The organism is Acinetobacter sp. UBA1496 (genome assembly GCF_002324975.1).
In the GTDB taxonomy this organism is placed as follows: Bacteria; Pseudomonadota; Gammaproteobacteria; order Pseudomonadales; family Moraxellaceae; genus Acinetobacter; species Acinetobacter variabilis.
This window is the reverse complement of sequence record NZ_DCRI01000091.1, coordinates 28165-54296: the sequence shown is the minus strand read 5'-3', so window position 1 is coordinate 54296 and position 26132 is coordinate 28165. Positions and strand designations below refer to the sequence as shown.

At 44.7% G+C, this 26132-nt stretch carries 22 protein-coding genes and 7 tRNA genes; 17 read left to right on the top strand and 12 right to left on the bottom strand.

Features of this window, described 5'->3' with window-relative positions:
- Window positions 1-80 precede the first annotated feature (80 nt).
- From B3143_RS10060 to B3143_RS10035, 6 genes are all read left to right on the top strand, one after another.
- Window positions 81-386: a hypothetical protein gene (locus B3143_RS10060; protein WP_004787160.1), complete on the top strand. Its 306-nt coding sequence runs from the start codon at window positions 81-83 to the stop codon at window positions 384-386.
- A gap of 139 nt (window positions 387-525) precedes the next feature.
- Window positions 526-2034 carry a glutamate--tRNA ligase gene (gltX, locus tag B3143_RS10055; RefSeq protein WP_004787161.1) on the top strand — a complete coding sequence of 503 codons (1509 nt, stop codon included), beginning with the start codon at window positions 526-528 and terminating at the stop codon, window positions 2032-2034.
- 57 nt (window positions 2035-2091) lie between these two features.
- Window positions 2092-2167: transfer RNA gene (locus B3143_RS10050), tRNA-Ala, on the top strand.
- A gap of 36 nt (window positions 2168-2203) precedes the next feature.
- Window positions 2204-2279: transfer RNA gene (locus B3143_RS10045), tRNA-Glu, on the top strand.
- A 143-nt stretch (window positions 2280-2422) separates the two neighbouring features.
- A complete protein-coding gene (locus B3143_RS10040) occupies window positions 2423-2764 on the top strand; it encodes a hypothetical protein (protein WP_004787163.1) in 342 nt (113 codons plus the stop codon).
- A gap of 392 nt (window positions 2765-3156) precedes the next feature.
- The gene (locus tag B3143_RS10035) at window positions 3157-3492 is read left to right on the top strand and encodes a sel1 repeat family protein (RefSeq protein WP_286740323.1); all 336 of its coding nucleotides are present in this window, start codon (window positions 3157-3159) and stop codon (window positions 3490-3492) included.
- A 47-nt stretch (window positions 3493-3539) separates the two neighbouring features.
- Here the strand turns inward: B3143_RS10035 and ettA are convergent, their stop codons facing one another.
- Window positions 3540-5201, bottom strand: coding sequence for an energy-dependent translational throttle protein EttA (gene ettA, locus B3143_RS10030; protein ID WP_005233568.1), 1662 nt, complete (start codon window positions 5199-5201; stop codon window positions 3540-3542).
- 318 nt (window positions 5202-5519) lie between these two features.
- Here ettA and B3143_RS10025 point away from each other — a divergent pair, with 318 nt between their 5' ends.
- The 11 genes from B3143_RS10025 (at window position 5520) to B3143_RS09975 (ending at window position 18592) form a co-directional block, all read left to right on the top strand.
- Entirely contained in the window at window positions 5520-6797 is a 1278-nt protein-coding gene (locus B3143_RS10025; protein WP_286740321.1) for an O-acetylhomoserine aminocarboxypropyltransferase/cysteine synthase family protein, read from the top strand.
- A 295-nt stretch (window positions 6798-7092) separates the two neighbouring features.
- Window positions 7093-7980, top strand: coding sequence for an SDR family NAD(P)-dependent oxidoreductase (locus B3143_RS10020; protein WP_286740318.1), 888 nt, complete (start codon window positions 7093-7095; stop codon window positions 7978-7980).
- Between the two features lie 215 nt (window positions 7981-8195).
- The gene (hisIE, locus tag B3143_RS10015; protein WP_286740316.1) at window positions 8196-8978 is read left to right on the top strand and encodes a bifunctional phosphoribosyl-AMP cyclohydrolase/phosphoribosyl-ATP diphosphatase HisIE; all 783 of its coding nucleotides are present in this window, start codon (window positions 8196-8198) and stop codon (window positions 8976-8978) included.
- Between the two features lie 19 nt (window positions 8979-8997).
- The gene (locus tag B3143_RS10010) at window positions 8998-10500 is read left to right on the top strand and encodes an AAA family ATPase (RefSeq protein ID WP_286740315.1); all 1503 of its coding nucleotides are present in this window, start codon (window positions 8998-9000) and stop codon (window positions 10498-10500) included.
- 39 nt (window positions 10501-10539) lie between these two features.
- Window positions 10540-11934 (top strand): AAA family ATPase, encoded by a 1395-nt coding sequence (locus B3143_RS10005; protein WP_286740314.1) that lies wholly within the window; start codon window positions 10540-10542, stop codon window positions 11932-11934.
- A gap of 437 nt (window positions 11935-12371) precedes the next feature.
- Window positions 12372-15209: a monovalent cation/H+ antiporter subunit A gene (locus B3143_RS10000; RefSeq protein WP_286740312.1), complete on the top strand. Its 2838-nt coding sequence runs from the start codon at window positions 12372-12374 to the stop codon at window positions 15207-15209.
- Window positions 15210-15213: 4 nt separating this feature from the next.
- Window positions 15214-15579 (top strand): Na+/H+ antiporter subunit C, encoded by a 366-nt coding sequence (locus tag B3143_RS09995; RefSeq protein WP_286740310.1) that lies wholly within the window; start codon window positions 15214-15216, stop codon window positions 15577-15579.
- Window positions 15579-17387 (top strand): monovalent cation/H+ antiporter subunit D, encoded by a 1809-nt coding sequence (locus B3143_RS09990; protein ID WP_286740308.1) that lies wholly within the window; start codon window positions 15579-15581, stop codon window positions 17385-17387. Before B3143_RS09995 ends, B3143_RS09990 begins: the two co-directional genes overlap by 1 nt.
- Window positions 17387-17905: a Na+/H+ antiporter subunit E gene (locus B3143_RS09985; protein WP_286740306.1), complete on the top strand. Its 519-nt coding sequence runs from the start codon at window positions 17387-17389 to the stop codon at window positions 17903-17905. Before B3143_RS09990 ends, B3143_RS09985 begins: the two co-directional genes overlap by 1 nt.
- A complete protein-coding gene (locus B3143_RS09980) occupies window positions 17902-18177 on the top strand; it encodes a monovalent cation/H+ antiporter subunit F (RefSeq protein ID WP_004787192.1) in 276 nt (91 codons plus the stop codon). Before B3143_RS09985 ends, B3143_RS09980 begins: the two co-directional genes overlap by 4 nt.
- A gap of 10 nt (window positions 18178-18187) precedes the next feature.
- A complete protein-coding gene (locus B3143_RS09975; protein WP_286740304.1) occupies window positions 18188-18592 on the top strand; it encodes a Na+/H+ antiporter subunit G in 405 nt (134 codons plus the stop codon).
- Between the two features lie 72 nt (window positions 18593-18664).
- On the opposite strand, the gene B3143_RS09970 is transcribed toward B3143_RS09975, so the two are convergent.
- The 11 genes from B3143_RS09970 to tpiA form a co-directional block, all read right to left on the bottom strand.
- Window positions 18665-19069 carry a ribosome-binding factor A gene (locus B3143_RS09970; RefSeq protein WP_004810065.1) on the bottom strand — a complete coding sequence of 135 codons (405 nt, stop codon included), beginning with the start codon at window positions 19067-19069 and terminating at the stop codon, window positions 18665-18667.
- The gene (infB, locus tag B3143_RS09965; RefSeq protein WP_005233539.1) at window positions 19069-21780 is read right to left on the bottom strand and encodes a translation initiation factor IF-2; all 2712 of its coding nucleotides are present in this window, start codon (window positions 21778-21780) and stop codon (window positions 19069-19071) included. The genes B3143_RS09970 and infB overlap by 1 nt, the downstream gene beginning before the upstream one ends.
- Before the next feature lie 10 nt (window positions 21781-21790).
- Complete coding sequence (nusA, locus tag B3143_RS09960; RefSeq protein ID WP_004787201.1) at window positions 21791-23275, bottom strand: transcription termination factor NusA; 1485 nt, start codon at window positions 23273-23275, stop codon at window positions 21791-21793.
- Between the two features lie 35 nt (window positions 23276-23310).
- Entirely contained in the window at window positions 23311-23835 is a 525-nt protein-coding gene (gene rimP / locus B3143_RS09955; RefSeq protein ID WP_034169753.1) for a ribosome maturation factor RimP, read from the bottom strand.
- Window positions 23836-24059: 224 nt separating this feature from the next.
- Window positions 24060-24136: transfer RNA gene (locus B3143_RS09950), tRNA-Met, on the bottom strand.
- Between the two features lie 88 nt (window positions 24137-24224).
- A tRNA-Met gene (locus tag B3143_RS09945) sits at window positions 24225-24301 on the bottom strand.
- Window positions 24302-24373: 72 nt separating this feature from the next.
- Window positions 24374-24450 (bottom strand) — tRNA-Met (locus B3143_RS09940).
- A gap of 81 nt (window positions 24451-24531) precedes the next feature.
- Window positions 24532-24608 (bottom strand) — tRNA-Met (locus B3143_RS09935).
- A 53-nt stretch (window positions 24609-24661) separates the two neighbouring features.
- A tRNA-Leu gene (locus tag B3143_RS09930) sits at window positions 24662-24746 on the bottom strand.
- Between the two features lie 53 nt (window positions 24747-24799).
- On the bottom strand, window positions 24800-25129 hold the full coding sequence (secG, locus tag B3143_RS09925) for a preprotein translocase subunit SecG (protein ID WP_004787204.1): 330 nt from the start codon (window positions 25127-25129) through the stop codon (window positions 24800-24802).
- A 13-nt stretch (window positions 25130-25142) separates the two neighbouring features.
- Complete coding sequence (tpiA, locus tag B3143_RS09920; protein WP_262736410.1) at window positions 25143-25934, bottom strand: triose-phosphate isomerase; 792 nt, start codon at window positions 25932-25934, stop codon at window positions 25143-25145.
- Between the last annotated feature and the right edge of the window lie 198 nt (window positions 25935-26132).

Sequence of the window (26132 nt, the reverse complement as noted above, 5' to 3'; positions counted from 1 at the left end):
ATGTGATTAGATTGTAGTCAGTATTATAACAACATTTTTAGCAAAACAAGATTAACCAGAGCTAAGGAGGAAGTTTGGATATGAAATTTAAAATATTCACAGCCAGCATCCTAAGTCTTATCATGCTGTTCTCGATTCAACTTGGCCATGCCGTAGTTGTAAAAACAGAGCTACCTAAAGCCTCTGTAAATGCAATTGAAGTGAAAACCTCACCAATTGAAAAAGCAATTCAGCAACATAAAGCTGATAAAAATGCTTTTCATACTGAGGATGAACTTAAAGCGCTGACTGCGTTCAAATCAAATCCGACTCAAAGCTTTTTTGCAGCTCAAAACCTGCACTTTACCCGTTTTGTGCAAAGTATTTTTTCTCCGAGCAATTCATAAGACTTAGTTTTAGTTCTCCACCTTCGTTATATTTTGCTCATCCTGAAAAGCCACATCATTCAATGTTGAATAAAGCATTAAGTGATGTGGCTTTTTCGTTATAATAGCTGCAATTTTATATTTAAGATTAGATCCGGCTATGACTGTTCGTACTCGTATTGCACCTTCTCCTACCGGTTTCCCGCATGTGGGAACTGCCTATATTGCCCTGTTCAACCTGTGTTTTGCCAAACAGCACGGTGGTGAATTTATTCTTCGTATTGAAGATACGGATCAGCTGCGTTCTACTCCTGAATCTGAAAAAATGATTCTGGACTCACTACGCTGGTTAGGCCTGAACTGGTCAGAAGGCCCAGATGTCGGTGGTCCACATGCACCATACCGTCAGTCAGAACGGATGAGCATCTATAAAAAATACGCAGAAGAACTGGTAGATAAAGGTCATGCCTTCTACTGTTTCGCAACAGCGCAAGAACTGGATGAAATGCGTGCTGAACAGCAGGCGCGTGGCGAAACTCCACGCTACGATGGCCGCGGTCTAAAACTGTCTAAAGAAGAAGTGGTACGTCGTCTGGCAGCTGGTGAACCGCACGTGATCCGTATGAAAGTGCCGACTGAAGGGGTATGTACCTTTAATGACATGCTTCGTGGTGAAGTAGAAATTCCCTGGGCGCAAGTCGACATGCAAATTCTGCTAAAAACTGATGGTCTGCCAACTTACCATCTGGCAAACGTGGTTGATGATCACCTAATGCAAATTACGCATGTGATTCGTGGTGAAGAATGGATTCCATCTGCACCGAAACATCAGTTGCTGTACAAATACTTTGGTTGGGATATGCCAGTCCTGTGCCATATGCCGCTACTGCGTAATCCGGATAAATCAAAACTGTCTAAACGTAAGAACCCGACTTCAATCAACTATTATAAAGACATCGGTGTATTGCCAGAAGCGTTGCTGAACTATCTTGGCCGTATGGGCTGGTCAATGCCAGATGAGCGTGAAAAATTCACTTTGGCTGAAATGATTGAACACTTTGATATTAACCGTGTCTCTCTGGGTGGTCCAATCTTTGATGTTGAAAAACTAAACTGGTTGAATGGTCAGTGGATTAAAGCTCTCTCTCCTGCTGAACTGCTAGATACCTTACTGGCTTGGAAAGCAGACCGTGCCAAACTGGAAGAAATCGCTGCTGCAATTCAACCACGGATCAATCTGCTGTCTGAAGCAGTGAATTGGTCAGCGCATTATTTCAACCATTTCCCGACTTTGACTAAAGAACAGTTCGAAAGCAAAAAACTTTCTGAAGAACAAGTTCGTCAAAGCCTGCAATTTGCGATCTGGCGTCTGGAAAGCCTGTTCACCTGGAACAATGACACTGTCAGCCAAACACTGATGGATCTGGCGAATCAGATGGGCGTTAAATTACGTGACTTTATGCCAGCGTTCTTTATTGCCATTGCCGGTTCAACCGCTTCTACCCCAGTTATGCAGACCATGGTTACCATTGGTCCGGATCTGACTTTTGCCCGTCTGCGCCACGCGCTGGAAGTTGTCGGTGGCCCTAGCAAAAAGGAAGTAAAAGCTTGGGAGAAACTGAATGAGAGTCTGAAACTGCCGAAAAATGAAGCAGTTGATCAAGCTTAATTTATTTTTTAGTTGACGGCTGAACGTTATATCCATAATATAGCGCTCACACAGACTGGGGTCATAGCTCAGTTGGTAGAGCGCTACAATGGCATTGTAGAGGTCAGGAGTTCGATCCTCCTTGACTCCACCAAATAAGTCTTGCTTTACCTATGTATTTGCCTCATTTGTCCCTATCGTCTAGAGGCCTAGGACATCGCCCTTTCACGGCGGTAACCGGGGTTCGAATCCCCGTAGGGACGCCATATTCAAGATGGCAACATCTTAATAAAAAACCCAAGCATTGTGACTTGGGTTTTTTATTGTCTGTCTGTTTTATATTGGCGGTATTTCGGTTTTTGCGTATCTTCCGATAAAATAATCAGTAATTTAGAATTTTGGAGTTGTAATGCAATATCGTTGCCCTAAATGTCAAAGCCCAAAAATCATGCCCGTGGCTCAGCCAGGTCAACCGGCGGCGCGTCCTGTCGTGCCTAAAAGCCTGATCATGCTGGTGCCTGCCCTGTTTGTATTATTGCTATTGGTCATCATTAGCATCGCGATGTGGATTTTTGGAGATGGTGCAGGTACGACTTTACAGACCGCTACTGTGATCGTGTTTATAATCTGTCTGATCGCAGGCTTCATGTTCTATAAAGATTTGCCTGATTTTAAAATTTCCATGCAGGCTTTCATGCAAAGCCAAAAGAAATGGAAATGCCGTGAATGCAATCATGAGTGGGAAATCTGATTTCTAGAGTTCACTCATTTTCAAAGCCGAAAAATCTTGCATGCTTATGCAAGATTTTTTTATTAGTAAAACTAAATCTTCTAACCCCTAATATCAAAATGTCGACTAGAACAACAAATTCATATTTCTTCCAATTTGCTTCACTTTTAAAATGAAGTTTTTTATTTCTACTGCTTGTTTTTGCTCATTAAATACACAAAAATATCAACATGAGACTAAAAGCATGCAATTCATTACCGAAATAAAACCGCTTTATATTGTAGTCTTTAGTGGATAGTTTAATTAATTATTAATAATGGCAAAGGTGAGGAATAAAAATGCTTAAACTTAAAAAAGTCATACATTTTCTGTTTTCTCACGATGAACCAACAAATTCAGACATGGAAAATTCTATGTCTGAAGCAGATACCTATTATCTGGAAGCTGTGCAGCTTGAAAAGCTTTGCCATATTTTAAAGCAACGCCAAGCCGAACATTTTCAAATTACGCAGTTAGAGCAGCAAGAAAGTTATCAACGAAATGCTTTCTGGAACTACTTAAGTGCAGCAACACGTGGACACACCAAAGCGCAATACCGATTAGGTAAACACTTTCTTAAAGGTGGTCTAGGTTTAGATCAGAATTATTTTCATGCTGAAGAATGGCTGAATAAGGCTAAACAGCAAGGTCATTTAAAAGCTGCGCGGCTGTTATCGAATACTTATAGCCAAATGAGTGTCCAATATTAAAGAAAAAAACCAGCCTGAAGGCTGGTTTTTTTCTTTATGCGCTTTGATTAAGCACCAATTTTGCGGTATTTCTGACGCTTCGCTGCCAGATCATCACCATATTTCTTACGGCGATACTCTTCAAACTCGGTATAGTTACCGGTGAAGAACTCTGGAGTCTCATCTTCAAATGACAAGATGTGAGTCGCAATACGATCCAGGAACCAACGGTCATGCGATACCACCATCACACAGCCTGGGAATACCAGAATTGCATCTTCTAACGCACGTAAAGTTTCTACGTCCAGGTCGTTTGATGGTTCATCGAGCAGGATTACGTTCGCACCTTGTTGCAGGATTTTCGCAAGTTGTAAACGGTTACGCTCACCACCTGACAATTCACCTACGCGTTTTTGCTGATCTTGGCCTTTAAAGTTAAAGCGTCCAATATAAGCACGAGATGCAATTTCGTAATCACCCACTTTCAGGATATCCAGACCGCCAGACACTTCTTCCCAAACGGTTTTATTGTCATCCAGGGTGTCACGGATCTGACCCACATAAGCAACTTTTACAGAATCACCTAAAGTTACCGTACCGGTATCGGGTTGCTGTTCGCCCGTCATCATACGGAACAGTGTAGTTTTACCTGCACCGTTTGGACCTACGATACCGACAATCGCTGTTGGTGGTACTGTGAAAGACAGGTCTTTATACAGCAGTTTGTCACCAAAGGATTTGCTGATCCCTTCAACTTCAACCACCTTGTTGCCCAGACGTGGACCAGGTGGAATATAAATTTCAGAAGTTTCATTACGTTGCTGGAATTCGCGAGAGTTAAGCTCTTCAAAACGCTCCATACGTGCTTTATTTTTCTTCTGCTGGCCTTTCGCATTTGAACGAACCCATTCAAGTTCTTTTTTCAATGCTTTAGCAAAAGATTCTTCCTGCTTGTTCTCTTGTTCTAAACGTGCATTTTTCTGTTCCAGCCAAGAAGAATAGTTACCTTGGTAAGGAATACCATGTCCGCGGTCAAGCTCCAGAATCCACTCGGCCACGTTATCCAGGAAGTAACGGTCGTGCGTAATCGCCACGATAGTGCCCGGGAAGTCTTTCAGGAAGCGTTCCAGCCAAGATACAGATTCTGCATCCAAGTGGTTGGTTGGTTCGTCAAGAAGCAACATGTCTGGTTTAGACAGCAGCAAACGGCACAATGCAACACGACGGCGTTCACCACCTGAAAGCATGGTTACATCTGCATCCCATGCAGGCAGATTTAATGCTGCTGCAGCCTGTTCCAACTGGTTATTCAGGTTATGCGCATCCCAAGTTTGGATAATTGCTTCCAGTTTTTCCTGTTCTTTCGCCAAAGCATCGAAGTCTGCATCCGGATCTGCATAGTCTGCAAATACCTGATCAAGGCGTTCTAATGCATCAAGTGCTTCACGTACGCCGTCTTCAACGTTGCCACGAACGTCTTTGGTTGGATCAAGTGGTGGTTCTTGCTCGAGGTAACCGATTTTGATACCCGGTTGCGCACGTGCTTCACCAGAGAAATCTTTATCTACGCCCGCCATAATACGAAGCAAAGTAGATTTACCTGCACCGTTCAGACCAAGCACACCAATTTTTGCACCTGGGAAAAATGATAAGGAGATATCCTTGAGGATTTCGCGCTTCGGCGGAACCATCTTGGACACTCGGTTCATCGTATAAATATATTGGGCCACGTAGGACTCCTCAATTGAAAAACCAAATGGGGAAGAAACAACCTCCCCCTGCTCAATCATGAGCGAAAAAATAATCGGCTATTATACGCAGAAAGTCTTAAAAACATAAGCCATTCACGTGAAGTTAATGCCTTGTTACAAGTTTAATCCTGTTTATTTTTCAAACAGTATTTCTGACACCTAAACTTGCATTATTTTGCTGATGCTATATCGTTAATTAAGATATTTATTTGAATAAATATGCACTTTTCTTCATATTTCAAGTGCTAATATTTGAGCAGTTTCAATACAGCAGAAAACACAAGAAGACCAACGATCATGACTTATAAAGCAGAAACTTTAGCGATTCACGCAGGCTATAGCCCGGAACCTACTACTAAAGCTGTTGCGGTTCCCATTTATCAAACTACCTCATATGCTTTTGACAATACTCAGCACGGTGCAGACCTGTTTGATTTAAAAGTTCAGGGCAATATTTATACCCGTATCATGAACCCCACCACGGCAGTGCTGGAACAACGTATTGCAGCTATGGAAGGCGGGATTGGTGCGCTGGCATTGGCTTCGGGTATGGCTGCGATTACCTATGCGATTCAGACCATTGCTGAAGCGGGTGACAATATTGCTTCAGTGTCTACTTTATATGGCGGCACCTATAACCTGTTTGCGCATACGCTGCCTAAACAAGGGATTGAAGTTCGCTTCTTTGATTATCAAAACCCAGAGGCATTACGTGGCCTAATTGATGACAAAACCAAACTGGTTTTTGTGGAATCGATCGGTAATCCACTAGGTAATATCATTGATCTGGAAGCGATTTCCAAGATTGCCCATGAATATGGCGTACCAGTCATCGTTGATAATACAGTTGCCACCCCAGTCCTACAGAAATCTTTTGATTTCGGTGCCGACATCGTGGTGCATTCACTGACCAAATATATTGGTGGTCACGGGAATTCGATTGGCGGCATTATCGTGGATAGTGGCAAGTTCCCATGGGGGCAACATGCCAAGCGTTTCCCTGCTTTGAATACACCGGATCCGAGTTATCATGGTGTGAATTATGTCGAAGCTTTAGGTGAAGCGGCGTATATAGCGCGTGCTCGTGTCGTACCTCTGCGTAATACCGGGGCAGCGATCAGCCCGCAAAATGTATTTTTAATTCTGCAAGGCTTGGAAACTTTGAGCCTGCGTATGGAACGTCATACTGAAAATGCGCTGAAGGTTGCAGAATATTTACAACAACATCCGAAAGTAAAATGGGTCAATTATGCCGGTCTGAAAGATCACCCGCAGCATGCTTTGGCACAAAAATATGTGAAAGGTAAACCGTCTGCCATTCTGACTTTTGGTGTAGAAGGTGGTCGTGAAGGCGGTGCCCGTTTTATTGATGCCCTGCAACTGTTTACCCGTCTGGTCAATATTGGGGATGCCAAGAGTCTCGCCTGTCATCCTGCAACCACCACCCACCGCCAGCTCAATCCTGAAGAGCTTAAATCAGCAGGTGTGAGTGAAGATATGGTTCGTTTATCAATCGGGATTGAACATATTGATGACCTGATTGAGGATCTGGAACAATCTCTCACAGCAGTTTAAGCGCCATTTTAAAGCAGAAAACTCCAGCAAAAATGCTGGAGTTTTTTTATTTATTTTTTGAATACAATCACTTGCTTTGTTATTTATTTTCATGATAAAAATCAATTGAAACGGCGAACACAAATAGAGCAATTACTCTAATTTTTATTTTATTTTCAATAGTTTAATGTATAGATTTTTTTAAATAATTAGTTATCATATTAGTACTCATCTTCGCTCTTATTTCTGTTAGAGCCATCTTTGATTTTTTAATAAAAATAATTTGAACGCAGTCTTCAAATTAGGGATAACAAACGTGAAAACTAGACTACAGAAACAATTGGAAAAACGTATTGCAGGTAAAACTGTTCTTATTACAGGCGCATCCAGTGGTATAGGTTTAACGACAGCACATCAGCTGGCAGATGCTGGCGCACATGTTTTACTGGTCGCGCGTACCAAAGAGACCCTAGAACAAGTAAAAAAAGAAATTGAATCCAAGGGCGGTAAAGCTTCAGTATTTCCATGTGATCTCAACAACATGGAATCCATTGATGAAGTGTCCAAACAGATTATTGCTTCAGTCGATCATATCGACATCCTGATTAACAATGCGGGCCGCTCGATTCGCCGTGCGGTGCATGAATCAGTGGATCGTTTTCATGATTTTGAACGTACCATGCAGCTGAATTATTTTGGTGCAGTACGTCTGGTGATGAATATCCTGCCGCAAATGATGATTCGCCGTGCAGGTCATATCATCAATATCAGCTCGATTGGTGTATTGGCGAATGCCACCCGCTTTTCGGCTTATGTCGCATCTAAAGCCGCACTGGATGCTTTCAGCCGCTGTCTGTCTGCAGAAGTCCATTCACATAAAGTTGCAATCACTTCAATTTATATGCCTTTGGTTCGTACACCAATGATCGCACCGACCAAGATCTATAAATATGTGCCTACCCTGTCTCCGGAACAGGCAGCTGAACTGGTTGCTTATGCGATTGTGAAACGTCCGAAGAAAGTCGCAACCAATTTGGGACGTCTGGCTTCGATTACCTATGCGATTGCACCAGACATCAACAATGTCCTGATGTCGATCGGTTATAACCTGTTCCCAAGCTCTTCAGCATCAGTGGGTCAGCCACAAAAACTGAACTGGGTACAAAAGGCCTATGCGCGAATCTTCCCGGGTGAGCACTGGTAATTTCGTCAAGAATATTCTGGCCGCCTAAGGGCGGCTATTTTATTTCTGCACTTTAGAGATTCAATCGCTCAGGTTTATAATCTGAATACGCCCAACGACACATCCTGTCTTTTCAGGCACAGATTTTTGCCGCAAATGCGACGAGATCACGTACACTATGGACGGATATTTCCTATCCATCTTTTTATATTCTGATTCAATTAATGGAAACCCTTATGAACAACGTGCAATGGCTCGATGAAGTAAAATTTAACGAACAAGGTCTGATTCCTGCCATTGCCCAGCACCATCAAACTGGTCGTGTATTGATGGTCGCCTGGATGAATCGTGAAGCGCTGGCTTTAACTGCTGAAAAAAATCAGGCGGTATATTTCTCCCGTTCACGCAATAAGTTATGGCATAAGGGCGAAGAATCTGGTCATTTCCAGACTGTGCATGAAATCCGTCTGGACTGTGATGCGGACGTGATTATTTTACAGATTGAACAGCAAGGTGGTATTGCCTGCCATACCGGCCGTGAGTCATGTTTCTATCGTAAACTGACACCAAATGGCTGGGAAATTGTGGATGCACAAATCAAAGATCCTGCTGCAATTTACGGTGAAAAATCAACAAATCCACATACGCTTGCCATGAATGCCCCAACCGCTCAGTCTGAACAGGTTGAAGTATTGTCATACTTGGGCGAGATGATGGCAGAGCGTAAGAAAGCTGACCCGGAATCCTCTTATGTGGCCAAGCTGTATCATAAAGGCCTCAACAAGATTCTGGAAAAAGTCGGTGAAGAAAGCTTTGAAACTGTGATCGCGGCTAAAGATTTTAAAACTGAAGCCTCTGAAGACAACAAGAATGACCTGATCTATGAAGTGGCTGATCTGTGGTTCCATACCATTGTGATGCTCGGTTACTTCGACTTGGATCCGCAACTGGTCCTGAATGAACTGGCACGCCGTCAGGGTCTATCTGGTCTGGTTGAAAAAGCCAATCGTCAACATTAAGTCGTGAATGAATCTACCTGTGTCTGATCTGCAAAAACCCAAAGCGACCTATGAGCAGGCAACTGCCATTGATAACGCACGTCTGGGAAAATCTTTTAAAGTCATTGCCTATGCGGGCACAGGTAAAACCACGACCCTGCAAATGATCAGTGATGCCATGCCGGAACGGCGCGGTATGTATCTGGCATTTAATAAATCGATTGCCTCAGAAGCACAAAACAAATTTCATCGGGGTGTGGACTGCCGAACGTTTCACTCCCTGGCTTTTCGCAGTGTTCCACGCGGAGTCACGGATAAGCTACGCCTACCGCGTTTGAGTCCAAGCTTCATTGCCAAAGAATATCGCCTTGAGCCTATGACCTTGCGCCGGATGATGGGCGGACGTTATGAAAAATATGTACTGATGCCTTCGCGTCTGGCCAGTCTGGTCGCGAATGCAGTTGGCTATTTCTGCTCGACCAGTTCGCAATATCCTGCCCCGCGGCATATTCAGGCACCGAGCTGGCTACATCCAGATGATATTGAAGCGCTGCAAAAGAAACTTTATCCCGCTGTAGAACGCCGTTGGCTAGAGTCGATAGATCCAAATCATCAGGCCGGGATTGGGCATGATATTTACTTGAAACTTTGGGCATTGTCTGAGCCTAATATTCCTGCCGACTATGTGCTGTTTGATGAAGCACAGGATGCCGACCCACTGATGCTGGGAATTTTACTGAAACAGCGTAGTACTCAGGTCATCTACGTCGGTGATGCACATCAGCAGATTTATGCCTGGCGTGGTGCAGTGAATGCCATGCAGCAGCTGCCACTACCTGAATCTCGGCTGACCACTTCATTCCGTTTCGGGCCTGAAATTGCGCTGAATGCCAATGCCATTTTGGGAGCATTGAATGAAACTGTGCCCCTACTCGGTAATCCGCACTTAAATTCCAAAGTGGTCAATAAACCACATACTAAACTACGCGATGCGATTCTATGTCGGACCAATGCGCGTGCTATGGAACTATTACTTGCCGGTTTAGTACGTGGCGATAAAGTCAGCCTGCAAGCGGATCATGTCAAATTAAGCCGTTTTGTTGATGCCGCCGCGATGCTGAAACAAGGCAAGCGTGTGGTTGATGTACCTGAGCTGGCCTGGTTTAATTCCTGGCATGATGTGCACGAGTACTGCGAGACCAATGAAGGTAGTGATATCAAACCTTTAGTCAAACTGGTCGATGAACATGGTACTGATCCCCTGAAAACTGCCCTCGCCAAAATCACCCCAATCGGGCAAGCGGACTACATTATCTCTACCGCGCATAAGGCCAAAGGTTTGGAGTGGGATCGGGTACACATTGAGGATGACTACCAGTTCAAGCTGAACGAGAAAGACCATAAAATTAGTGACGAAGAGTTACGTCTGCTGTACGTGGCCTGTACTCGTGCTAAAGTAAGCTTAAATATTCATCACATTTATGACCTCATTCAACAACTGAAAATCAGGATGCCACAGTCACTGCGCCAAGCCGTCGGCTAAGGTAAAACATAGATGTAAAAATCACGCTACAGGTGATCCATGCACATCGAAAAAATACAACTTAAACATGCTCTGCACTTTTCTAATATACAGCTTGATTTTGATCTGCAAAAAACACCTGTGACTTTAATTCTAGGTGATCAGGGTTCTGGTAAAACCACCTTGCTGCGCTTGAGTTATCAGGCTTTGACCTGGTTTTCTGCACGTTTTCGTGACTTACGTACCGCAGGTTTAAGCATGCTGGATCAGGATATCCTGCAAAACCGCCTGCAATCCAAAATTGATATCCAGGTGCGTTTTCCTGACGATTTGAGGTCATTGCCTGAATCAGCACAGGAAGAAGCTGCCCCCGCCCAATCCTGTTCTTGGCAGTTATACAAAACTTTAAATAGTCAGGGCATTGGCTTTGCCAAAGCGGAAACCCAGCAACTCGATGCCATGGTGAGTCTCTATCAAAAGGCAAGGCAACATGACCCTTTGCTCGGTCTGCCTATGGTCGCCTACTATCCGGCTGAACGCTTCGTCAATGAAATTAATTTACTCAGCAAAAATAATCAGGCCATTTTTCAGACTGCGCATGCCTATGAAATTACCGCCATTCCTTTTACGACTTTTGCACGTTTCTTTGAATGGTTTCGTGAAGTCAGTGATATTGAAAATGCACAAAGTGCCAAGATCATTGACCAGATTCTAGATCAGGCGTTACAGCAATCGGACGATATTCAAGCAGATCAGCTGGCCCAGCAAATTGAAAAAGCCAAAGCGCATATGCATACGCCAAGCCTGACTGCCTTGCGTGAAGCTTTATCCATTGTGCTGCCGGAACTTCGCCAGATTTATCTCGATTACCAGCCCAAGCTGCAATTAATGGTGCGTTATCATAATCACACTTTTAGCTTTCAGCAGTTGTCGAACAGTATCCGGAACTGGATTGCACTAGTGGGAGATATTGTACGACGCCTTTGTCTGCTTAATCCACACAGCTTATTTCCTTGTCAGGAGGGTACTGGCATTTTGCTGATTGATGAAATTGACCATCAACTGGATCAGGACATGGCTGCCGTCATTTTACCGCGTCTGCATCAGGCGTTTCCTAACTTACAGATTATTGTGACTGGAAACCGGCCGGAATTGCTGGAACAGGCTCAGGATTTTCAGTGTCTAAAACTGGAAAATAAACAGCTGCATCCCATCCATCTGAATCCAATGCAGGTTCAGTATGATCATTTCTATGCAGAATTGCCGCTTGAGATTAGCCAAAATCATACTGATATAGAAAAAGTTGAAGATGCACTTCAGGAACCAGAAACAGTCAACCTGACGGCTCAGTCTGTTTTGCAACTGATTCAGGAACAGCTAAGCACAGAACAGCAACAGGAGCTTTTACAGCTCTTGAGTCAGGATAATTCACAAAGCCTGCCTCAATCTTCTTAAATAGTTCTGAAACGATAATGCAATTTAAAAAATGAAATCAGGATGCAAGAATATGTTTCGATTTTCTGCATTCCTGATCAAGAAGTTATAAATTTTTATCAATAAATGCAGGGAGTTTGATCTTTATTTTCGGTCAAATTTGTACGAGATGTTCAAGCATGCAGCCCATATCAAAACCAAGCTTACGTATAATCCACAAGTTCTACATAAAAACATTGATGTTGTGGTTATCCTGTAATATGATCGGTTTTACTTGCAATTTTCGTTGTAAAATCGGAATTTGCTATCGTTTATAAGTTGCGCAATACAACTGTTTTATTCTGTTTGAATATCATTCTGGCTTTCAAGATCGAGAAGTTTTGGGTCGCTCTTTGTGGTCCTGTAATCCTTGAAAGATAAAGATTCACCCTAGGTTGACCTTAACCTATATCACGACAATGGATACGAGTGTGCTGCCAATTATTATATTGTTACCGTTAGTATTAGGCACAACCCTTGTCTCGTGGCTGAAGCAATTTTCACGCGGGGTAACGGCTTTAGGAGCAATTGCCGTCAGTCTCAGCAGTTTCTTATTACTGTTGAGTCAGGCGCCTGCTGTATTTAATGGAACGGTAATTACCCAGACTTGGTCCTGGCTACCCCAGCTTGGAATCGATTTCAGTTTCCGGCTGGATGCTTTGGGCATGCTGTTTGCTCTGCTGATTAGTGGAATTGGCACCCTGATTTATATATATGCCTATTACTATCTCAGCCCTAAAAACTCTCTAAGTAAACTGTATTTCCTGCTGATGCTGTTTATGGCAGCAATGCTCGGCATTTCATTGTCTAATAATCTTCTGATTCTCCTGATCTTTTGGGAACTCACCAGTATTTCTTCCTTCCTGCTGGTTGGTTACTGGAGCAATTACGAAGCGGCTCAACGCGGCTCTCGTATGGCTCTGACCATTACCGGGATGGGCGGCTTATCTATGCTGGGTGGTTTTATTCTGCTTGGACAGATTACGGGTACCTATCAGATTGACCAGATCCTGATGATGGGCGAACAGATTCAGGCGCATGCTCTATTTGTACCGACATTATTATTAATTTTACTCGGTGCTTTTACCAAAAGTGCGCAGTTCCCATTTCACTTCTGGTTACCAAATGCCATGGCAGCACCGACGCCGGTGTCTGCCTATCTGCACTCTGCCACTATGGTCAAAGCGGGCCTGTTTTTAGTTGCGCGTTTATTGCCAATTTTCACAGGCGCGGCACTGTTCCATAATATTGTTACTTTTATCGGGTTATTTACCCTATGTGTGGCAGCATTCTTTGCCATCTTTAAAGAAGATCTGAAAGGTCTGTTGGCCTATTCAACTATTAGCCATTTAGGCCTGATCATGTGTCTCCTGGGTATTGGCTCACCATTAGCCGTCGCAGCAGCAATTTTCCATATCATTAACCATGCAACCTTTAAAGCTGCCTTGTTCATGATTGCCGGGATTATTGACCATGAATCCGGTACCCGGGATCTGCGAAAATTGTCCGGTCTTTGGCAAATGCTGCCTTTTACCGCAACGCTGACCATGATCACTGCCGCCTCCATGGCTGGTATTCCATTAACTAATGGTTTCTTGTCCAAAGAGATGTTCTTTACCGAACTGGTCGCAAACTTAAGTGGCCCAGTCATGATCGGTGCAGCTATTGCAGGAACACTGGCCGGGATTTTCGCTGTCACCTATTCGATTCGTCTGGTACATGGCGTGTTTTTTGATGGTCCATTAGGCCAGCAAGTCCCAAATAAAGATGCGCATGAGCCACCATTTGGTATGCGTGCACCGGCTATTTTACTGGCTTTCCTGTGTATCGCAGTCGGCCTGTTACCAGGATTACTGGTCGAAAAGATTGTAAATAGCACCACACAAGCGTCAACCCAGAATTTTGCCTTTGAAGGCACACATCTCGCCCTTTGGCACGGTATTAATCTACCTTTGGTGATGAGTATTATTGCGATATTCGGCGGTGCGATTTTCTATTTTGCACTGGCTAAAGGCGGTGCAATTCGGGAAATTGATCTGGATCCAAAACTCGGCAAACTTCAAGGTCGTGTACTATTTGATCTGTTCTTGAAAAATCTGTTACTGAATTCAAGACATTTCCGCCGTGCGACTGAAAATGGCAAACTGCAAAGTTATATTTTATGGATTGTACTGTTTACCATTGGTCTGGTGGGCTACCCTCTTGTAGTCAATGGGATTGACACCGGTGGCCGGGAACTGACCCATGCACCGGTTCTGGCCATCGTTCTATGGTTATTGCTGTTCTCTGCCTGCTGGATGATGCTTTGGTTCCATCATGAACGGATTAAGGCCATCCTGATCAGTGGTGCGGTCGGTCTGGTCGTCACCATGGTTTTCATTGGTTTCTCGGCACCCGACCTGGCTTTAACCCAGATTACAGTCGATGTAGTAACGACGGTTCTGCTACTGATGAGCCTGTCTCTACTGCCACAACTGACGCCTTATGAATCCAGCCCGACCCGACGCTGGCGAGATGCAGTGATTGCAGTCTGCGGAGGTCTAGGAATTGCAACAGTTGCCTGGCTGGTTATGACGCGTGACCATAATTCAATTTCCTGGTTCTTCATCCAACAATCGATTCCGCTTGGTGGCGGTACAAACGTCGTCAACGTAATTCTGGTCGATTTCCGTGGTTTCGATACCTTCGGCGAGATTACCGTACTTGGAATTGCCGCAATCGGGGTGCTGAGTCTGATGGATGGTATGCGTGCTCATGGTACCACCATTACCCAAGGCCTGACTTACCGTTTTAACCCCTCCCCTTTGATGCTGCGTATTACAGCATCGTGGATTTTACCGGTAGCACTGGTAGTTAGTCTGTATATCTTTATGCGCGGCCATAATCTTCCGGGTGGCGGTTTTATTGCCGGTCTGGTCACCTCATTGGCCTTGATCATTCAATACGTTGCCATTGGTCAGGATCATGCAGAAAAAATGCTGGGAGCTAAATCTGGACGTCTCTATGAGATCTGGATTGGTATCGGCCTGACTATTGCAGGCCTAACTGGCATCGCAGCCTGGTTCTGGTCACGTCCTTTCCTGACCAGTGCTCATATTCATGTCCATCCACCATTACTTGGCGATATGCATCTCGCTTCTGCTGCCCTATTCGATGTCGGTGTCTATGTCACCGTAGTCGGGGCGACCATGCTGATGATTTCTGTTCTGGGTGACTCCCGTCACTCAAGTATGACTGGTCCAGTACCAAGAGGATAATAGAATGATTAGTTTAGAACTTTTGTTAGCCTCAGCAATTGGCCTACTCACTGCCACCGGGATCTATCTGATTCTGCGGGCACGTACCTTTCCGGTCGTTCTTGGACTGGCCATGATTGGCTATGCAGTGAACCTGTTTTTATTTGCCATGGGTCGTATTCAGATGAATTCGCCTGCAGTGCTCACCGAAGCCACGCAGGTCACCGACCCTTTACCTCAGGCGCTAGTGCTGACCGCCATTGTAATCGGTTTTGCCACCACCGCCTTTATTGTACAGCTGGCCTTACGTAGCCGTTATGAATCAGGAACAGATCACGTTGATTCCAAAGAAGAGATACCGCAAAATGACCCACGTGAGGATGAGCCGTAATGACTGATCTTCTCAACTTCTTGAATCAACACACTCCTATTTTCAGTATTCTTTTACCGGCTTTTACTGCCTTTATTTTAGTACTGTTGGGTAACCCGGGTTCCGGTTCTCTGATTACCGACTGGCGTCAGCCGTGGCGTCGTGGCGTGAGTCATATTTCGACCCTATTGGGTTTGATTATGGCGGTTGGCTATCTGATTAATAGCAGCCAAGGGCAGATCAGTGTCTACACTTTAAGTGAATGGGCCGCCCCTTTTGGTATTGTACTGGTTCTGGACCAACTCTCTGCCTTGATGCTAGTACTGACCTATACACTCGCTTTGCCAATCGTTTGGTATGCCAGCAAAGAATGGGATATTCGCGGGCGCTATTTCCACGCCATGGTCCATTTTCTATTAATGGGGCTTAGTGGTGCCTTTCTGACCGGTGACTTGTTTAACCTGTTCGTGTTCTTCGAGATCCTGTTAATGGCATCCTATGTCCTACTTTTGCATGGGCAAGGCAAGGCACGCTTCCAGCTCGGTGTACATTATGTGGCTATTAACCTGCTCGCTTCTGCCCTGTTCCTGATCGGGCTCGGCATGATTTATGGCAGTGTCGGCAGTCTGAATATGGCTGATGTCGCTAGACTGATGCCAACTTTGGCAGGCGATGACCATAAGCTGGCCGTTGCAGGCGGACTGATGCTATTTGTGGTGTTCGGGATCAAGGCAGCCATGTTACCGGTAGGCCTGTGGCTTCCTAAAACGTATGCTGTTGCGACTACTCCGGTGGCTGCCCTGTTTACCATCATGACCAAAGTCGGGATCTACGCGATTATCCGGGTCAATGGCACTGTATTTGATGATGAATATAGCCACCAGATTCTGATGAACTGTCTGCTGGTCATTGGGGTGATTACTTCACTGTATGGGGCATTTGGTGCCATTGGGACTGAACGTCTACGTCGTTTCGTCGGCTTTATGATCCTGTCTTCGGTCGGCACCATTCTGATTGCGATTGCCATGAACAGCACTCAGGCTTGGGCAGGTGCCTTGTACTATATGGTGCACAGTACCCTGATTGGCGCAGCGTTTTATATCCTATGTGGCTGGATTACCTCACAGCGCGGTGAATTTAAAGATCACTTTAAAATCGCCCCACAGATGAAACAGAATAAGCTGGTTTCCATTGTATATTTCATCATTGCCTTGATGATGGCCGGCTTGCCACCTTTCAGCGGCTTCTTCGGTAAAGTGTTTATCCTGCAAGCTTCAGGACAGTCTGAGCATCAAATGCTGATTATCTTTACGGTTCTACTAGTCAGCTTACTAAGTATTCTGGCTTTTACCCGGGTCGGTTTTATTCTGTTCTGGCGTTCAAGCCGACCGGAACAGGATGAAAATTCTGAAGAATTCAGCAAATATGAAGCCTTACCAAGCAAGGCACCAGCACGAAATGACCGGGTCATTTATCTATTATTGCTCAGTCTGACAGCCTACGTAGTTTTTGCTGCACCGATCTATCAATATAATTATCAGACTGCAGCACAGATTAAGACCAATCCGATTTATGAAGCAGCATTATTAAAACGTGATGCTGAAGGTAAGTTTATTAGTGTGCAGCCATTTGATCCGGGTTATTTACCAGAAACCAAATATGGTGGTGAGACGCCTGATCCAAATGCGCATCTGATTCCTTATGTCATTTCAGAAAATACCTTAAATGGCGAACATATTTCTGAATTTAAACAGCGTCAGATTGATAAACAGTATATTGAACAGAACAAATACGACGACAATCAACTTAAACCGGCGGAGGGACTTTAATGGCTGAATCATTACTTCAACGCTGGTTCCCACATCCTTTCGTTTCGGTCATTGTGGCGATGAGCTGGGTCATGCTGGCCCATAATATGGAAGTCGGCACACTCCTTATGGCAATATTTCTGGCGATCTTGATTCCGAGAGTGGTCGCCCCTTTTATTGATTACACACCGAATATCCGGTGGGTGCCAGCGATGCGCCTGTTTTGGGTCGTTGTTTGGGACATCATTGTCGCAAACATTAAGGTAGCGATTCTGGTGCTGGGACCGACCAAAAATCTGCATCCCAAATGGTTTCGTGTTCCTCTGGATACCGAACATGAAGAAGTAAATACTTTACTGGCGATGATCATTACCACGACACCTGGTACAGTTTCTGCGGGGATTGATCAGGACCGTGGCGATATTCTGGTGCATGCCTTAAGCACGGATGATGAAGAGGCCGAAATTGAAACCATCAAACAGCGCTATGAACAACCATTGATTAAAATTTTTAGCGCACAATCAGGAGCTGAAGCATGACCATTCTGCCATATGCATTGCTGATTTGTCTGGGTGCTGTCACGATTTCCATGTTGCTGTGTCTGATTCGGCTGGTCATGGGCCCTTCAATCGTTGACCGTCTGCTGGCACTGGACACCCTATTTTTAAATGCAACCTGTCTGGTGGTGATTCTGGGAATTTACTGGAGCAGCACTTTCATGTTTGAAGGTGCCTTACTGGTGGCCATGCTGGGTTTTGTCTCTACCGCTGCCCTTGCCCGCTATTTCACCACTGGCCATGTCATCGACTAGGAGTTTTTAAATGCCTTTGATTTTAGAAATACTAGTTTCGATTTTTTTATTGATTGGCGCGTTCTTTATGCTGGTGGGTGGTATTGGAATGATACGTCTACCCGACCTGTTTATGCGTCTGCATGCACCGACCAAATCCAGTACCTTAGGATTGGGAAGCTTCCTGATCGCTTCTATTATTTTTTCAGCCATCTATGGCCGTTTAGGTTTTGCCGAAGTACTGATTACCCTATTTGCCTTCATTACTGCACCGGTATCTGCCAACCTGATGGCACAAGCCGCCTTGCATTTACGTTTACGCTCGATGAGTGGTGAAGTGCCAGAAACTCTGGAACGTCCATTGCCTTGGCAGAAAACCCGCCGTCGTGCATTTTATGAAAAGAAAATGAATGATCAAGACTCAAGTAATGGTTAGCCCGTTCTGCTTAAAAGTTCAGTAATAAAAAAGCCACCCTAAGGTGGCTTTTTTATTGAGCTTTACAAAAGCTTATTCTTCATCTTTCTTGTCTTCAGCAGGAGGTAAATCCTTCACTGCTTCAGCAATCAGACCAAACATATAGTTACCATATGCATTGGTTTTGTCGTAATGGAAACGTAGACGAGGTGTAATACGTGTCTTGATCCGACGGCTCAGTTCATGACGCAAGAACCCGGATGCCTTATTCAGAACATCGAGTGTTTCTTTATTTGCCGCTTCACTTTGCTCATCACCAAGTTCACGACCCATTACTGTGACATAAACTTCTGCATATCCTAAGTCTGGGCTTACCTTCACGGCTGAGATGGTCACCAGACCACCCAGACGTGGATCCTTCAGCTCCTGACGGATCAGTTCAGACAACTCGCGTTGTACCGTATCCGCCATACGCTTCAGACGTTGACTACCCGCCATTAAAGACTCCGTTTAATCAATTGCACATCATACACTTCGATTTTATCGAGAGGTTTGATGTCTTTATAGCCTTTCACCGCAAGACCACATTCCATACCGGCACGAACTTCTTCCACCACTTCTTTGTAGCGACGAAGAGATTCTAGCTCGCCCTGGAAGATCACCACGTCATCACGTAATACGCGAATCGGTTTATTACGGTGTAATACGCCTTCAAGTACCATACAGCCTGCTGCAGCACCAAATTTGCTTGAATGGAACACTTCACGTACTTGAGCAACACCCAAGATGGTTTCACGGTGTTCAGGAGCTAGCTTACCGCTCATCGCTGCTTTCACGTCATCAATCAATTGATAGATCACTGAGTAGTAACGAATGTCGATACTGTCTGCATCTGCTTTTTGACGTGCAGTACTGTCGGCACGTACGTTAAAGCCAAGAAGAACCGCTTCTGAAGATTCAGCAAGTGTTACGTCAGATTCAGTAATCGCACCAACACCAGAACCAATGATACGTACTTTTACTTCATCCGTTGAAAGCTCAGCCAATGCAACATGCAGTGCTTCCAATGTACCGCGTACATCAGTTTTCAATACCACATTGACGATCGGCACATCTTTTTTGCCCATAGACGCCATGATGTTTTCAAGACGCATTGCAGATTGACGTTCAAGACGTTTTTGACGTTCACGATCCATACGCGCATCGGCAACTTCACGTGCTTTCTTCTCGTCATTCACAACAAGAACTTCGTCACCTGCCATCGGCGCTTCTGGAAGACCCAGAATTTCGACTGGAATCGAAGGACCTGCAGACTTGATACGTTTACCGTTTTCATCGGTCATGGCACGAACGCGGCCATAAGACGAACCAGCAAGTACTAGGTCACCCACTTTCAACGTACCGTTCTGTACAAGAATAGAAGTTACTGCACCGCGGCCTTTATCAACACGTGCTTCAATCACAACACCTTGTGCCGCACCTTCTTCAGATGCTTTCAATTCAAGCAATTCAGACTGAATTAAAATCAGGTCAAGAAGTTCGTCAATACCCGCGCCAGTATGTGCAGATACTTTCGCTACAGGAACGTCACCGCCCCATTCTTCAGGTACGATTTCTTTGGTGGTCAATTCATTCAATACGCGATCTGGATCAGCAGAGTCTTTATCCATCTTGTTGATTGCAACAATGATTGGCGTACCCGCCGCACGAGCGTGATCGATTGCTTCTGCAGTTTGTGGCATCACGCCATCATCTGCTGCTACAACTAGAACTACGATATCAGTCGCTTTGGCACCACGTGAACGCATTGCAGTAAACGCTGCGTGTCCCGGAGTATCAAGGAATGTAATAGTGCCTTTATCAGTCGTTACATGGTAAGCACCGATATGCTGGGTAATACCACCTGCTTCGCCTTGCGCCACTTTGGCACGACGGATACGGTCTAGAAGCGATGTTTTACCATGGTCAACGTGCCCCATGATCGTAACAACTGGCGCACGAGTAGTTTGCGCACCACGTGCTTCTTCAGCCTGTTCAAGCAGGTTATCTTCGACTGCAGTTTCAGAAACCAGTACCGGGTTATGGCCCATTTCTTCAACCACAAGTGCCGCGATTTCCTGATCGATCGCCTGGTTTTGAGTAACCAGTTCACCCATTTTCATCAGTGACTTGATGACTTCACGAACCTTAACTGCCATTTTCGCAGCCAGGTCAGCCACGACAATCGTTTCACCGATTTCAACGTCATAAACCTGTTTTTTCACTGGTTTTTCAAAACCATGCTTATTCGCTTGGCTAGATTTCAAACCACGTTTATGTGAGTTATCACGGAAAGACTGCTCTTCACCACGACGACCACCTTTCTTCGGTGAACGTGTATTTGAAGTGTTAGTACCACGTTTAATTTCGCGGTCTTCTTTCGCAAATGAGTCTTCATATGCCTGGCCAACCAGACCAGCCGCAAGTGGAGAATCATCAATCACACGAATGGTTGCAGTGGTATCTTCAGAAGAATACTTCGACGCCATCTTGCGCATTTGCTCAAGGGTACGTTGTTGTGCTTCTTCAGCTGCCTTGCGACGTGCTGCTTCTTCAGCTGCTTTTAATTGAGCGGCTTGAGCTTCACGCGCTTTTTTCTGTTCTGCTGTTTCAACCTGTTTAACCGCTGCTTTCACAATCGGTTTATTAGTTGATTTGCGTGTTACCACAACAGCGGCTTTAGGTGTTTCCTGTTTCTCAGTTTCTTGTTTCTGAGCTGCACGCATTGCTTCTAGTGCTTTGCTTGCATTGTTTGTACCTGATTTAGGTGCATCAGCAGGTTTTTTAGCTGGTGCTGACTTCTGTTCAGCTTCTGCTTTCGCTTGCTGTTCAGCTTGAGCCTTCGCTAAAGCTTCTGCTTTAATTTGTTCCGGGTCTGGCTTGACGAATGTATGTTTCTTGCGAACTTCTACATTAATCGTTTTCGCCTTACCTGAAGTACTTGCCACTTTAGCAGTACTGGTCGTTTTACGTTTCAACGTGATTTGTCCTGCATGGCCATCTGAACCTTGTGTCTTTTTCACATGATTCATTAAGCGATCTTGTTGTTCGGTGGTAATAATATCGTCAGCTTTACGCTGTGGTAAACCTGCCTCACGAACCTGCTCTAGGAGCTTATCAACATGGCGACCCACGCTGAGTGCTAACTCTTTAATCGACTTGTCCGTCATATACTACCTCCTAGTTAAACCATGATTCGCGCGCTTTCATAATAAGTTGACCGGCTTTCTCAGCACCGAGACCTTCGATATCTTCAATATCATCAGTCGCTTGGTCAGCTAAGTCATCTACGGTTACCACACCACGAGCTGCGAGAGCTTGCGCGATCTCTGCTGTCATGCCTTCCATTGCAACAAGTTCTTCACTTGGCGCTTGTACGTTTTCTTGCTGTTGTAATGCATCAGCAAGTGCAATTTCTTTCGCACGGCTTTGCAGTAGTTCAACCAGTTCCGCATCCAGTTCGATTTCATCAAACGTTTCTGGCGGTACGTAAGCAATTTCTTCAAGCGAGGTGAAGCCCATTTCTACCAACGCCATCGCCAAATCTTCAGCAATATCCAGACGTGTAACAAACATGTCCAGGTATTTTTGTGCTTCGCTCTGCTGACGTGCGTAGTATTCTTCTTCCAGCATCATATCCAGCTTGTAGCCAGTCAATTCAGATGCCAGACGAACGTTTTGACCTTGTGAACCAATTGCACGAGCTAGCTGATCACTAGTCGCGAAAATGATGTCTGCAGTACGTGCATCTTCATCGATCACAATACTAGATACATCTGCTGGTTCTAATGCGCTTGCGATATATTGCGCAGGATCATCAGACCAAACCACCACATCAATACGCTCGCCATTGAGCTCTTGCTGTACAGCCTGGATACGTGTACCACGCATACCAATACAAGCACCCACCGGGTCAATACGGTGGTCGTTGGTTTTCACTGCAATTTTAGCACGAACACCCGGTTGACGAGCTGCGGCCTTAATTTCAATGATTTCTTCAGAAATTTCAGGAATTTCTTTTTTCATCAATGCAATCAGCATTTCCGGTTTAGCACGTGACAACAATAATTGTGCACCACGGCCTTCACGGTTAACGCTATATAGAATCGCATTTACGCGTTGTTTCGGACGAAGGATTTCCTTCGGAATCATCTCTTCACGTGCCAGATACGCTTCTGCGTTGTCACCCAAGTCAATGATAAAACCATCTTTGGTTTGTTTTTTCACTTCACCATAGATCAGCTCACCGACTTTAGATTCATACGCATCGGCAACCAGCGCACGTTCTGCTTCGCGAATCTTCTGTACAATCACCTGTTTCGCGATCTGGGCAGCAATACGACCGAAATCGATTGATTCTACTTCCAGTTCACGGATATCACCAATCGACCATTGTGCTGGATCCACATCAGAGATCGCATCCTGACAAGCAGGCATTTCATGATCTTCATCAGCCACCACTTCCCATTGACGGAAAGTACGGTAATCCCCAGTTTTACGGTCAATTTCTACACGAAGACGAGCTTCTTCCGAGTGAGTCCCCTCGTAGAATTTCTTCTTAGTCGCTGCAACCAAAGCTTGTTCTAGCGCTTCAAAAATTGCTTCACGACTTACACCTTTTTCGTTACTAACCGTTTCAACCACGGTAAGAATTTCACGTGCCATAAGTCACCTATTCGTTCAGATTCTTATTAATTGAATTAATCTTGATAGACCAAGTTTGCTTTATCGATATTGTGACTGTCGATATCCAAAATCTGTTGCTTTTCTACTTCAACTTGAATCATTTCATTTTCAAGGTCGACTGCAACCAGTTTTGCTTGGAATTTACGACGATTATCGACAGCACTGATCAGACGTAGTGCTACGGTATGACCAATATAGCCTGACATCTGTTCGAGCTGGAAGAATGGACGATCCCAACCTGGTGAAGACACTTCAAGCGAATATTCACCTGAGATTGGATCATGTACATCCAAGATCGCGCCGACTTGCTGTGTGACACGCACACAGTCCTGAACCCCAATACCACGACCCTGCTCTTCTTCGCCATCTTCATTGACAACAGGTGCTGCATTTTCATCGACCGGTTTGTCGATATAGATCCGTAATAATGAACGTTTGCCTTGTGGCAGGAATTCAATCCCCCACAGGTTTACATCACAGGCTTCAACTGCTGGTGCAATCAAGTCCTGAAGTGCTTGAGTTTTATTTGATAGCTTCATTTACTCTCGTCATCTGGTGCGATTTTATGATCTATTTGACCACTACAAACCAATACAAACTATAGTAGTAGTGAAACATGGAGATTTGACCAAATATTGTCGACACTACACGATAGCCAATAAAAAAGGGCGTAAATCGCCCCAATTAATACACAATTTGAACTTTTTTCAAATCCCACTGTGCAAAAAGGCCCACCATAGTTGTGAGCCTCTTTTAAGAAACTTGGTAGCGGGAGCTGGATTTGAACCAACGACCTTCGGGTTATGAGCCCGACGAGCTACCAGACTGCTCCATCCCGCATCAACGTGCAAAAATTATATACAAAAGATGCGAACTTTTCAATCACAACCACATCATTCTGCATATTTGTTATCTGTTACTGAAAAATTGGTAGCGGGAGCTGGATTTGAACCAACGACCTTCGGGTTATGAGCCCGACGAGCTACCAGACTGCTCCATCCCGCATCAGCATACAAATAACATTCAGCTTAACATTCTATCATTAAACCGCCTTTAAAGTTTGCATCTTTAAAGGATTGGTAGCGGGGGCTGGATTTGAACCAACGACCTTCGGGTTATGAGCCCGACGAGCTACCAGACTGCTCCACCCCGCAACAACATGCAAATAATCCTTCTCAACTTAAATCAGATTTAAGCTGCCTTTTAAAAGTTTGCGTCTTTAAAAAAGGATTGATTGGTAGCGGGAGCTGGATTTGAACCAACGACCTTCGGGTTATGAGCCCGACGAGCTACCAGACTGCTCCATCCCGCAACAACAGAAGTTTTTTTAGCTGCATACACCAACTTATGTTCTGGATTATAAGTTGGTGCGGAAGGGGGGACTTGAACCCCCACGCCCGAAAGCACTACCACCTCAAGGTAGCGTGTCTACCAATTCCACCACCACCGCAGCTGTGACGCATTCTAGTCGCATCACTGAAAAAAAGAAAGGTTTAATTAAAATTATTCGGTCGTTTGTGGTGCAGTTGGTGAAGTTTCAACCGGTTGCGCAGGCGCAGTTGGAGCTGATTGAATTGAAGACAAACTGTATGCATCAGTGGTCTGTTTCTTGGCAAGAATCGCCAAAGTAATACTGGTTACAAAGAACAATGCGGTAAAAACTGCCGTCAAACGGGTCATGAAATTACCCGAACCCGAGGCACCAAAGATCGTTGCCGCACCGCCGCCACCGAATGATGCACCTGCATCCGCACCTTTACCATGCTGAACCAAAATCAAGACAATCATCAAAATCGCTAAGATAATATGTACTACCAGCACAAAAGTTTGCATGCTGAACTCCTAATTATTGTGTATTTGCAAATGCTTGAGCAATTTGATGGAACGACTCAGCATTGAGTGATGCACCACCCACCAATGCCCCGTTAATGTCAGGACAGGCTGCTAACTCTACTGCATTTTCCGGTTTTACACTACCACCATATAAAATCGCCATAGTCGCAGCATAACCTGTAATCTGGCTCAAGCCCTGACGGATCTGGGCATGCATGGCCTGCGCATCTTGCGGAGAAGCTGTTTTACCGGTACCAATGGCCCAGATTGGCTCATAAGCAATCACGATATTTTTCCACTGCTCGCCTGCAACCACAGTCGCGATATCACAAATCTGTTGCAGAACCACTGCTTCTGCCTGCCCTGCTTCACGCTGTTCCAGACTTTCGCCCACACAGTAAATTACGGTTAAGCCGGCATTTAAGGCATTCTTGATTTTAGCATTTAGAATCTGTGAACTTTCAGCAAAAATTTCACGGCGTTCAGAGTGTCCAATCAATACATAGCGAATCTGGCTATCAGCCAATAATTCAGCACTTACTTCCCCGGTATAAGCGCCTGTACCTGAAATACGTGATACATCTTGTGCTACGGTATATACAGGGCGATTTGCAGAAGCAAATGCAGTTTGAATTTGAGTTAAGGCAAGGGTTGTCGGTGCCACACCCAAATGACATTTCTCTGTTGAAACTGGTGCAGACTCAAGCAAGTCTTTGAAATTTTGAACCAAAGCCTGGGCATCTGCTTGCATTGGATTCATTTTCCAGTTGCCCACTACCCAAGGGGTAATCGTCGAAACCGACATAAATAACCTATTTCACTGACATATCTTGAATTGGGCACATTCTACACGGAATTGTAAAATTTAAAGAATAGTTTTATTCATCCTATTTCTCAGTTTAGACTATTCAAAATGGATATTTTTTGTTATCACTGAAAAAAATGCCCGGTTCTTCCGACCAGTTCAAGCTTTTACTGAATATCAGGAAGATTGCAGCATTCT